The organism is Nostoc favosum CHAB5714 (assembly GCF_020829495.1).
Classification (GTDB): Bacteria; Cyanobacteriota; Cyanobacteriia; order Cyanobacteriales; family Nostocaceae; genus Nostoc; species Nostoc favosum.
Genome location: NZ_JAIVFQ010000158.1, coordinates 1 through 10,382 on the forward strand (window position 1 = coordinate 1; position 10,382 = coordinate 10,382).

Below are 10,382 nucleotides of genomic sequence, written 5' to 3' on the forward strand. Positions count from 1 at the left end.
TCCGATCTCGCGCCGAGACTGCCGTTTATGATCTGGCAGCGCCAAAGGATGTGCGCTCTGCGCTTGCGCAATTCTGTGCAACGCTCGGCGGCGTGGACCATGTGCTTATCGCCTATGGCGTGCTGGGCGAGCAGGATGAGGCGGAGCAGTCCACGGACGTTGCCGAGGAGATATTGCAGGTCAATTTCAACTCGGTTGCCGCATGGTGCCTCGCTGTCGCCGATGTATTTGAAGGGCAGGCGAGGGGTTCGCTTGTCGTTCTGGGATCCGTGGCTGGCGATCGGGGGCGACGTGCCAATTATGTCTACGGCGCAGCCAAGGCCGGGCTTGCCACACTCGTTGAAGGTATCTCCCATCGCTTTGCCAGCAACGGTCCACGCGCTGCCATCGTCAAACCGGGGCCAACCATCACGCCCATGACGGAGGGTATGAACCGCAAAGGCGCCTTGTGGGCAACGCCCGAACAGATTGCGCGAGTGGCACGGCGTGCCGCGGATCGCACTGGCCCAGTTTTCTACGCCCCCGGTCGCTGGCGTTTGATCATGCTGATCATCCGCAATCTGCCGACGGTGATTTTCAATCGGATGAGCATATGACACGACGGATTATCATAACTGGCGCTGCAGGACTTGTTGGTCAGAATCTGATCGCCAGGCTGAAAACGAACCCGGATATCAAGATCGTTGGGATCGATAAGCACCCGACAAACACCGCTTTGCTGCGGCGGATGCATCCGGAAATCGAGACAATCGAAGCCGATCTCGCCAAGCCGGGCCCTTGGATGGATGCGCTGGCCGGCGCCGATGCACTCGTGCTCAATCAAGCGCAGATTGGCGGTCTCCATGAACAGGAGTTTACCGACAACAATGTCACGGCCACTGAAAACATTGTCGCGGCCATGCGAAAGCACAGCATTCCCTATTTCGTACAGATTTCTTCTTCGGTCGTGCACTCGCAGGCCGATGATTTCTATACGCGCTCCAAAACCGCCCAAGAGAAATTCATCGATACCGTTGGCGACATTCCGCATCTGATATTGCGCCCGACGCTGATGTTTGGCTGGTTCGATCGCAAACATCTGGGCTGGTTGCGCAGGTTTATGGACCGGACCGCTATCTTTCCCATTCCCGGCGATGGCAAGTTTATCCGTCAACCGCTTTATGTCGGCGATTTCGCCGCGATCATCGCGTCCGGTTTAGCCAGCCGCGCAACAGGAACTTATGACATATCGGGGCTGGAGCAGATTCACTATGGCGATCTCATCCAACTGATACATGACACGGTTAAGCCGAAAGCCAGGATTGTTCATCTGCCCTATCACCTGTTCTGGGCGCTGTTGTTCGTGTACGGCAAGTTCAACAGCAATCCGCCGTTCACGACCCGGCAGCTCGAAGCGCTGGTCATACCGGAGACATTTCCGGTGATCGATTGGCCGGAAATATTCGGCATCAAAGCAACGCCGCTGCGCACCGCGCTGGAAGAAACATATCTTGATGCCCGCTATTCCGGCATCGTTCTGGATTTCTGAGGATTTTACATGAGCAGGATCATTGTCATAGGTGCTGGCCCGATGGGGCTTGCCGCAGCGCACCGGGCCGTAACGCTTGGTCATGAAGTTGATTTGATCGAGGCGGACAGCAAACCGGGCGGCATGGCCGCGCACTTTGACTTCGATGGATTGTCGATCGAGCGGTACTATCACTTTGTCTGCAAAACCGACAAGCCGACCTTCGCCTTGATGAACGAGCTCGGTATCGGCGACAAGATGCGCTGGACGCCAACCTCCATGGCCTATTACATGAAAGACAAGGTCCATCCTTGGGGAAGCCCCATTTCACTGCTAATGTTCCCGCACCTGAGCTTCATTGCGAAGTTGCGCACTGGCGTGCAGATGTTTTTGACGACGAAGGCAAAGGTCTTCAACAGCATTGAAAAATTGACTGCCAAACAATGGATCGAGCGCGGGTCCGGCAAGGAAGTCTATGAGACGCTTTGGCGCCGGCTGATGCAGCTCAAGTTCTACGAGCTGTCGGACGATATCTCCGCATCCTGGATCGCCACGCGCATCAAGCGCATCGGCAATTCCCGTCGTTCGATATTTCAGGAGGAGCTGGGCTATATCGAGGGAGGAAGCGAGACCCTCGTCAAGGCACTGGTATCTGCGTTTGAAGCAAAAGGCGGGCGGCTGCATCTCGCGGCGCCGGCCGAAAAAATAGAAACAGAGAACGGGAAGGTCACTGGTGTTACGGCAGGCGGGAGGTTTTTCCCCGGCGATGCGGTGATTTCTACGGTGCCGACGCCATTGGTGTCCAAACTTGCCCCGGATCTTCCGCAGTCCTGGCGGGATCGATACGACGCCATCCGCAACATCGGCGTTGTCTGCCTGCTGTTCAAGCTCAAGCGGTCGGTCACGAAGAATTTCTGGCTCAATATCGTCGATGAAAACATTGATATTCCCGGAATCATCGAGTTTTCCAACCTGCGTCCGGTGGATGACACGATTGTGTACGTGCCCTACTATATGCCGACCAGCCAGCCGAAATGGCAGTGGACGGATCAGCAGTTCATCGATGAGGCGTTCGGCTACATCCGGCGCATCAATCCGGCCATTACCGGAAGCGATCTCATCGATGCAACGGTGGGCCGTCTTCGGTATGCCCAGCCGGTCTGTGAGCCCAATTTTTACGAGAAATTGCCGGAGGTCCAGACACCGATTTCTGGTCTGCAGATTGCCGACACATGCTTTTACTATCCCGAAGACCGGGGTGTGTCGGAGAGCATCCGCTTTGGCAGGTCCATGGCCGAGGCGGTCGTCTGATGCGTGAACGAGCGACTGCAATCGTCGCCTCGCCATTTCTGCGTTTTGTCATTTCGGGTGGTATCGCAGCTGCGGTGAACATTGTCTCGCGCATTGCCCTGTCGCAGATCATGCCGTTCAGTGCGGCAATCGTGCTGGCTTACCTGGCTGGAATGACAACAGCCTATATCTTGATGAAGCTGTTCGTCTTCGATCAGTCGGGCAGTTCCGTGCGCCAGGAATACATACGGTTCGGTCTGGTCAATCTGGTGTCGCTCCTGCAGGTGTGGCTCGTCAGCGTCGGTCTGGCCCGCTGGTTCTTCCCCCTGATCAACTACACGTGGAACGCGGACACGACGGCCCATATCATCGGCGTCCTGAGCCCCGTTGTTACCAGCTACCTCGCGCATAAATCATTTACTTTCGCCCGTAAGGATGGACAATAATCAATGCTTAGAATGGTCACAAGGAACGCGATATTCCTGGCGCTGATCTGCTCGATCTCCTTGGTACTAATAATTTATTCCATTTTATTCGTGCGCGGGAACTATATGGTGCCCCTTTTTTGGGATCAGTGGGAATTTGCGATTGATCTGGCAAAATCAAAGCAAGACACACTCTCGCTCCAGTATCTTTTTGCTGCGCATAACGAGCATGTCATTGCAACGACAAAGCTGCTTTTCTTTCTCGATTACTATTTTTTTAGTCTAACAAATGGTCCGCTCATTGTGTCGATTGGCATCGCAACATTTTGTATTGCGTGGCTGTTGGCCAAGCTTTTGTTTGTCAATGACAAAGAGAATAAGTATTTCTATCCATTCTTTCTGCTTTTCTCTGCATCCGGATTCTCGCTGGCCCAATGGGAGAATTTGCTCTGGGGCTTCCAACCTCAGTTTTATCTCGTGCTGATCTTCACACTGATAAGCTGTCTTATTGGGTTGAAAGTAAGTGACCGTGAGCAAGTCACATCCCCTTGGTGGTTCGCTGGATTGCTTGTGACAACGGGCTTGGGTGTGTTTTCGATGGGCAATGGCATCGCATTGCCTGTTTCCATTATCATCCTGTTTGTTCTTCGCCGCTACCGGCCGATTAAAACGGTGCTTTATGCATTCGTCGCGGCATTGTTCATTGGTGCGTTTGTCGTTTTGACACGTGGTGCACCCTCCGTCGGAGATCCTGCGCTAAAGACACTCGGCAATCTTGTGTCTTTCTTTTTTGGCATGCTTGGTAGCCCCATCAGCAATCGAGGGGGTATTGCCGCGATATGTGGTCTGGTGTTGTTTGGCGCTTACAGCATTCTATTCGTAGTTTGTATTTTAATACCGTTTCTGCGCAGACGGTCGCTTGATGAGGCTTTTGTGGGGCTCTTTACCCTCGCAAGTTTTCTCTTTGCAACGGCTGTTGGCGCGGCCTGGGGGAGGAGCGCGCTGGGTACAGGCGCAGCATTGGCGTCACGTTACGCGACACCTATGCTTGTATTGTGGATGACACTTTTTGCTATACTTTTTCGAGTGACAGTCAGATCCGAACATCGGCCGTCACATCGTCAGGTTCGATCGGGATTGTGCATTCTTCTCGCCTTGAGTGTTGCAGCATGGACCAGCTTGAAGCCGGGCAATATTGTAAGTGTCGGTCAGGCGAATGCAGTAAACCAGGCTGGATACTTTCTGTCTTCTGGTGTGGGTATTGATGAGCAATTGCTGAAATTATACCCGACGCCAGGCCGAATAAGGCCCGCTATTGATTTTCTGCGTGACGCCAAACTCAATCTATTCGCAGAGAACCCGGAACTATCCGCATTGAGGTGGAAGAAATGGACAGATAAACCGGCTCAAGCTTGTGAACGTGGGGCCGTCGATAAGGTCCAGCGCCTTTCTGCTTCGGGGTGGCAAGCGGTTGGCTGGGTGACAAACGTTGCACGGCAAAATCCAAGTTGGATAGTTGCCGTCGACTCAAGTCAGAATGTTCTGGGATACACGGTCCCACTTCAACCTCGTTCCGATGTTGTTAAAGCTATTGGACTAAGCGACAGCTATCGCGGTTTTGTCGTGCCCGTAAACATGGCTTCTGCCGACCCAGCTCTCCCCGTATCTCTGCTGGCTATTTTTGGTGAAGACGAATCGCCCTGCCGCTTGAATTTGCCGCCTTTACCCAAGGGACCTTTTCTGATCCAACCGGGTGAGTTCGTACCGCTTCGAACAGAGGTCATACATTCGGGGGCTGCAGCCAGTCCGGGAGTACCGCCAACGCTCATAATCAGCACACCTTACAAGGGAGCTGAGATTAGTGGTACTTGGGTTTCTTCCGATGAGGACGTTGGTGGCGTGACGTACAATGTTCTCGATGCGGTGTGCCAGAATGTTATTGTACCAATCTTGCGCGGACCTTCAGCCGAGGGATTAAGTCTTGTTGTAAAAACCAACGGCAGGCTGATTTTTGCCGATACAAAACAGTTGGATTCGCTCCCACCCCATTTATGGCAATATTTGCAGATAAATGCGTTTGACACTTGCAAGGAAGGCGAAAAATTGGACCTGAGTATAACGCTGGAAGACAATGGACGGGGATGGGGAGCGTGGGGTGCCATGGCAACTCCGGCTTTTCAACGCTAGCAGTCACATATGTTGAACTCGACTCTGGTGAAGTAGCCGGCCAAACGAAATTGGTTGAGATAATAGGCACTGGACGATCGTCTTGAGAAGGAAACAAGGTTCATGAATCATGGTTCTAACCAAAAAGCCGAGGCCTCGATCGCAGTTGGGTTGCAAGGCTTGGACAAGGCACTTTCCCGGGCTTCATTCTGGCCTGTGAATAATATTGTGGCAGAGTCTGCATGGCTGGAGCATGGACCCTTTGCATTCTGGCTCATCGACGCGCTCAGACCACGGACTTTTGTTGAACTTGGGACCCACGGGGGCTTTTCCTATTTCGCGTTCTGTCAAGCGGTGCAAAGGCTTGAAATCAACACACGCTGCTATGCGGTTGACACATGGAAGGGTGATGAGCATTCCGGCCAATACTCGGATGCGGTATTCGAAACCGTAAGGACTCACAACGACAAAAACTATTCAGTGTTTTCCGACCTTGTGCGGTCAACATTTGACGAGGCCTCGACGCATTTCAGCGACGGGACGATAGATTTGCTTCACATCGACGGGCGCCACTTTCTTGAGGATGTGGAACACGATTTCGAAACTTGGAGGCCGAAGCTTTCTGATCGAGCAGTGGTCGTTTTTCACGACACGAACGTCAGGGAACGGGGCTTTGGCGTCTATAAATTATGGGAAACGTTGCGCCCAGCCTATCCATCTTTTGAATTTTTTCACGGGCATGGGCTTGGCGTTCTGGGTGTTGGCAAGAAGTTGCCAACTGCCATCCGCGCAATGTTTGATCTCACAAAATCTGAAGCTGGAGCGGGCGCTGTCAGAGAATTTTATGCCCGGCTCGGTGCTGCGGTTCAGGCGGAGTCCACGGTTCTTCTCAAACAAGATGCCCTGGGCGCAAAAGTAAAAGAGTTAGATGAGTGTTCTCGTCATATCCAGAGTTTGGAAATTGAAATAGAAGATAAGCATAGTTTGAACGACAGACTGACGCGAAAGAACGATGAATTGAACCATCGCGTTGATACCCTTAGAAGGGAGATTTCTGAGCTAAAATCTAAGTTCTCTGAAACGAGCCGGCTTGAAAGTGAGCTTCAAAATCAGCTCTCGTGGAAAGCTAATGAACTTCTCGCGTACCAGCGTTCAATGAGCTGGAGATTAACAGCGCCTTATCGATTTTTTGGCAATAGAATCCGTAATACAGTAGGAATATTTGGTACCTTTCCGAGAATGATAGGTCGCAGCGGTGGCCTGAAACCAGCGGTCGGGCGCGCTATCAGGATAATTCGGCGTGAGGGTATATCAGGTTTGATACAAAGAACCAGGGAAGCTTCCATTGCAAGCTCGAGAGGTCTTTTATTCGGAAATGATTATTCAGAATGGCTCCATAATTACGGATCTCTTAATCAGTTAGAATCTGCGAAAGTCAAAGCGCTTCTGAAAGGGCCGAAGCAACTACCTCAAATATCCGTTGTGATGCCGGTCTATAATCCTAACTTGGCATGGTTGCAGGAAGCTGTTCAATCGGTTCGTGACCAAGTTTATCCAAATTGGCAACTTTGCATCGCGGATGATAAGTCTACAAATCCAAAAGTTCGTGAAGAACTTCTCAAATATGCGGCGCTAGACAAGCGAATACTGGTCACTTTTCGTGAAGCCAATGGCCACATCTCCGCAGCCTCCAATAGCGCACTTGAACTCGCGACTGGCGAATGGATTGCGTTAATGGACCAAGACGATGTGTTGGCGCCCGAGGCCCTTTACCATATTTTTGAAGCACTTGAACGCAACCCGACTGCAAAACTGATCTACTCGGATGAAGACAAAATTGATGAAGTGGGGAAACGTTTTAGTCCGTATTTCAAGTCCGACTGGAATCCAGACTTATTCCTGTCGCACAATATGATTTGTCATTTGGGGGTTTATCGGGCGGATATGGTTAAGCAGCTTGGTGGATTCAGAGAAGGCACAGAAGGCTCTCAAGATTATGATCTTGCCTTGCGCTTTATCGAACTATTGAAGCCCGATCAAATTATTCACGTTCCGCGTGTTCTTTATCATTGGCGCAGCCATGCGGACAGCACTGCTCAATCGGGCGATAACAAGGGATATGCACTTCGTGTTGGCCAGCAGGTTCTCAATGAGCACTTTCAACGGATGGGAATTGATGCCACGTCGGAATTGCTGGATTTTGGCATGTATCGGGCCCGTTACAAATTGCCAGATCCACTTCCTCTGGTAAGCCTGATAATTCCAACACGCAATGGGTTAAAACTGCTGCGTCAATGTATAGATAGCATAGTTGAAAAAACAGAATACCCTAACTACGAGATAATCATCATCGACAACAATTCGGATGATGAGGATACTCTAAGATATCTTGATGCTATTTCTCACAAAGATCGGATTCGTGTTATCCGTGATACGAGACCATTCAATTATTCCGCTTTGAATAATGGCGCCGTAGTGGAAGCAAAGGGAGAGTTTGTCGGTCTGATCAACAATGATATCGAAGTCATCTCCGCTGATTGGCTTGGTGAAATGATCAGCATAGCCAGTCAGCCTGGGGTGGGGGCTGTTGGTGCACGCTTGTGGTATCCCGATGATACACTTCAGCACGGTGGAGTCATATTGGGTCTTGGTGGAGTAGCTGGGCACTCCCACAAGGGGCTTCCACGAGGGGCTCCTGGCTATTTTTGGCGTGCGCAGCTTATTCAAACCCTTAGCGCTGTAACGGCTGCCTGTTTGATCATAAGAAAAGATATCTTCCAGGAAGTCGGCGGTTTGGATGAAGAGAATCTCAAGGTGGCTTTTAACGATGTCGACTTTTGCATTCGCGTTCGCGAGGCAGGGTATCGCAATGTGTGGACGCCCTATGCAGAGCTTTATCATCATGAGTCCGCATCACGTGGCCTTGAAGATACACCAGAAAAGAAGCAACGCTTCGCAAGTGAAGCAAAATTCATTAAGCAACGATGGGGTAAAATTCTTCAAGAAGATCCCGCATACAGTCCAAATCTGACAGTCGATCGGGAAGATTTTTCTCTTGGCTGGCCGCCAAGAGTCAAGGCGAGTGCCGCAGAAGATGGGAACGCCCTATAATACGTGGTGGTATTGTTCCGGCACTTTGAATGCCTGAAATTCAGGGATTGCGACTCGCGGTAGCGTTCTCTCGTATCTCTATTGAGGATTGCCGCAGAGGCGGTAATGTCAAAGCAACAGCGTTTGAGATATTTGGAGCAATTCTTACCCTATTGCGTGATGGTCGTCCCGAGGTGATGGGTTCCTTAATTTTGAGAATAGTTCTTCATTTGATATTGCAGGAGTGTGTGCATACGTGTACGTGCGAGCAATGGGGGGCACATGATTAAAACACTGGCTGCAAGAATACCCGGTCGCATCAAGCGGCAGTTAAGAGTTCTTTGGAATCCACCGACAGCGATCGCTCAACCCCAACCAACCCCTGATATTTCTCACACTCAGCCAATGGACCTCATGGGCGTAGCTAATCCTACGTTGGCCTACAGAGAAACATTAAAAGAAGTGGCGTTGAAGGTTGGCCTTGTCTTGGAGATTGGCCCATATTTTCGACCTGTATTGGTCGGAAACAATGTTTCCTATTTTGACGTTCGAACCAGCGCCGAACTTACGGAGCGAGCAGAACTGGAGGGATACTCTACAGAAGCGATTCCAACTGTCGACTATGTATCCCCTATTGGCGATTTGTCCGTCGTGGATAAGAAATTCGATGCTGTTCTGAGCGCACATTGTATTGAACATCAACCGGATTTTGTTGACCATCTGAACAAGGTAGGAAGCTTGCTCAATCCGGCCGGCAGATACTACGTGATTATTCCAGACAAGAGATATTGTTTCGACAACAAGATACCAGAATCGAGCATTGCTCAAATCATATCTGCGCATCTTGAGAAACGAAAAGTTCATTCACCCCAAAGTGTTATTGAACATCGGGCTTTAACGACGCACAACGATCCTTTGAGGCATTGGCAGAATGACAATGACGATATTGCCTTGGATAGTGCTTACGTTGAAAGAATCCGATCGTCGATTGTCGAGTGGCGTTCAAGCAATGGTTCATATGTTGACGTGCACGCTTGGCAATTTACGCCCTTAAGCTTCAAATCGATTGTCAACACTTTAACCCAATTGGACATGATAAAATTGCAACTTGAGGCAGTTTTTGAAACGCCGTTTCCTCGTAATGAGTTCATCGCGATTTTGAAAGCAGTCTGAGCCTTGATTGAGGACAGCTTTAGATCATTCAGTATTTGTCGTCTGAAAATATCTCCGAGATGTTTGAGGTAATACAAATCACAGCAATGCCCGTTTTGGCTACCCTCTTCATGGCTTTATGGGCTGTTTATGTATTTGACCTGCTCATCCAATTGAAAAATATCCGCGTCTTTTAGGCGCGGATCAAAATCTTAGCAACAGTCTGGTTCTCCGGAACAAGCCGCATCGTTAAAAAGGACACGGGGACATTCCCACGTTCCAGAATCTTTCGTACGGCCCTGTACTTACACAATGGTATGCGTACTGAACAACCGCCGAAGGCGGTGATTGGTTCAAAATCTGCGCTCGCTGATTATCGCGAGGAATTGGGCATTTTCCCGTGGTTGTGGCCTGTCATTCTCGCTGGTATCGCCGTCATTTTGCTGAGCAGCTGGCCGTTGAGCAGATCTGGGATTTAAATGATTTCCTGACCGAGATGCCTCCGTCTTGGGGCGCTTATGGCTTTTTATGAAATTATTCCATCGGCTTGGCGTGCGTTCCGTTGTTGCGAGGAATTCAGCCAATTCCCCCTCAAATCCTTATAGTTTCCTTATACCTCCTCTCTGTGTCCCGTCTCGAATTCTTATGTCCGAGGCGGCATAACTCCTTTGCTCAGCAATTTGTCTGAAAATACTTTTGAGTAATGATCAGCAATATTGATGCTGTCTATATAAGGAGTTCTCCAGATGGAC

General features: G+C 50.4%; 8 protein-coding genes. All 8 read left to right on the forward strand.

Annotated features, from left to right (window positions below; genetic code table 11):
• Window positions 1–596 (forward strand): SDR family NAD(P)-dependent oxidoreductase (locus tag LC586_RS43780; protein ID WP_229490893.1); only part of this gene is annotated, 596 nt, incomplete at its 5' end.
• A complete protein-coding gene (locus tag LC586_RS43785; RefSeq protein ID WP_229490894.1) occupies window positions 593–1,528 on the forward strand; it encodes an NAD-dependent epimerase/dehydratase family protein in 936 nt (311 codons plus the stop codon). The genes LC586_RS43780 and LC586_RS43785, both read left to right, overlap by 4 nt.
• Window positions 1,529–1,537: 9 nt before the next feature.
• Window positions 1,538–2,818 (forward strand): NAD(P)/FAD-dependent oxidoreductase, encoded by a 1,281-nt coding sequence (locus tag LC586_RS43790; RefSeq protein WP_229490896.1) that lies wholly within the window; start codon window positions 1,538–1,540, stop codon window positions 2,816–2,818.
• A complete protein-coding gene (locus LC586_RS43795; RefSeq protein WP_229490898.1) occupies window positions 2,818–3,243 on the forward strand; it encodes a GtrA family protein in 426 nt (141 codons plus the stop codon). The genes LC586_RS43790 and LC586_RS43795 overlap by 1 nt, the downstream gene beginning before the upstream one ends.
• Before the next feature lie 3 nt (window positions 3,244–3,246).
• On the forward strand, window positions 3,247–5,409 hold the full coding sequence (locus tag LC586_RS43800; RefSeq protein WP_229490899.1) for a hypothetical protein: 2,163 nt from the start codon (window positions 3,247–3,249) through the stop codon (window positions 5,407–5,409).
• Between the two features lie 102 nt (window positions 5,410–5,511).
• Entirely contained in the window at window positions 5,512–8,499 is a 2,988-nt protein-coding gene (locus LC586_RS43805) for a glycosyltransferase (RefSeq protein WP_229490900.1), read from the forward strand.
• A gap of 261 nt (window positions 8,500–8,760) precedes the next feature.
• Window positions 8,761–9,651 (forward strand): methyltransferase domain-containing protein, encoded by an 891-nt coding sequence (locus tag LC586_RS43810; protein ID WP_229490902.1) that lies wholly within the window; start codon window positions 8,761–8,763, stop codon window positions 9,649–9,651.
• 296 nt (window positions 9,652–9,947) lie between these two features.
• Window positions 9,948–10,109 (forward strand): hypothetical protein, encoded by a 162-nt coding sequence (locus LC586_RS43815; RefSeq protein ID WP_229490904.1) that lies wholly within the window; start codon window positions 9,948–9,950, stop codon window positions 10,107–10,109.
• Window positions 10,110–10,382: the final 273 nt, after the last annotated feature.

Bases quoted from the DNA above. Each gene is read 5' to 3' on its own strand.
- LC586_RS43785 (WP_229490894.1), top strand. From the start codon at position 593: ATGACACGACGGATTATCATAACTGGCGCTGCAGGACTTGTTGGTCAG.
- LC586_RS43790 (WP_229490896.1), top strand. From the start codon at position 1,538: ATGAGCAGGATCATTGTCATAGGTGCTGGCCCGATGGGGCTTGCCGCA.
- LC586_RS43795 (WP_229490898.1), top strand. From the start codon at position 2,818: ATGCGTGAACGAGCGACTGCAATCGTCGCCTCGCCATTTCTGCGTTTT.
- LC586_RS43800 (WP_229490899.1), top strand. From the start codon at position 3,247: ATGCTTAGAATGGTCACAAGGAACGCGATATTCCTGGCGCTGATCTGC.
- LC586_RS43805 (WP_229490900.1), top strand. From the start codon at position 5,512: ATGAATCATGGTTCTAACCAAAAAGCCGAGGCCTCGATCGCAGTTGGG.
- LC586_RS43810 (WP_229490902.1), top strand. From the start codon at position 8,761: ATGATTAAAACACTGGCTGCAAGAATACCCGGTCGCATCAAGCGGCAG.
- LC586_RS43815 (WP_229490904.1), top strand. From the start codon at position 9,948: ATGCGTACTGAACAACCGCCGAAGGCGGTGATTGGTTCAAAATCTGCG.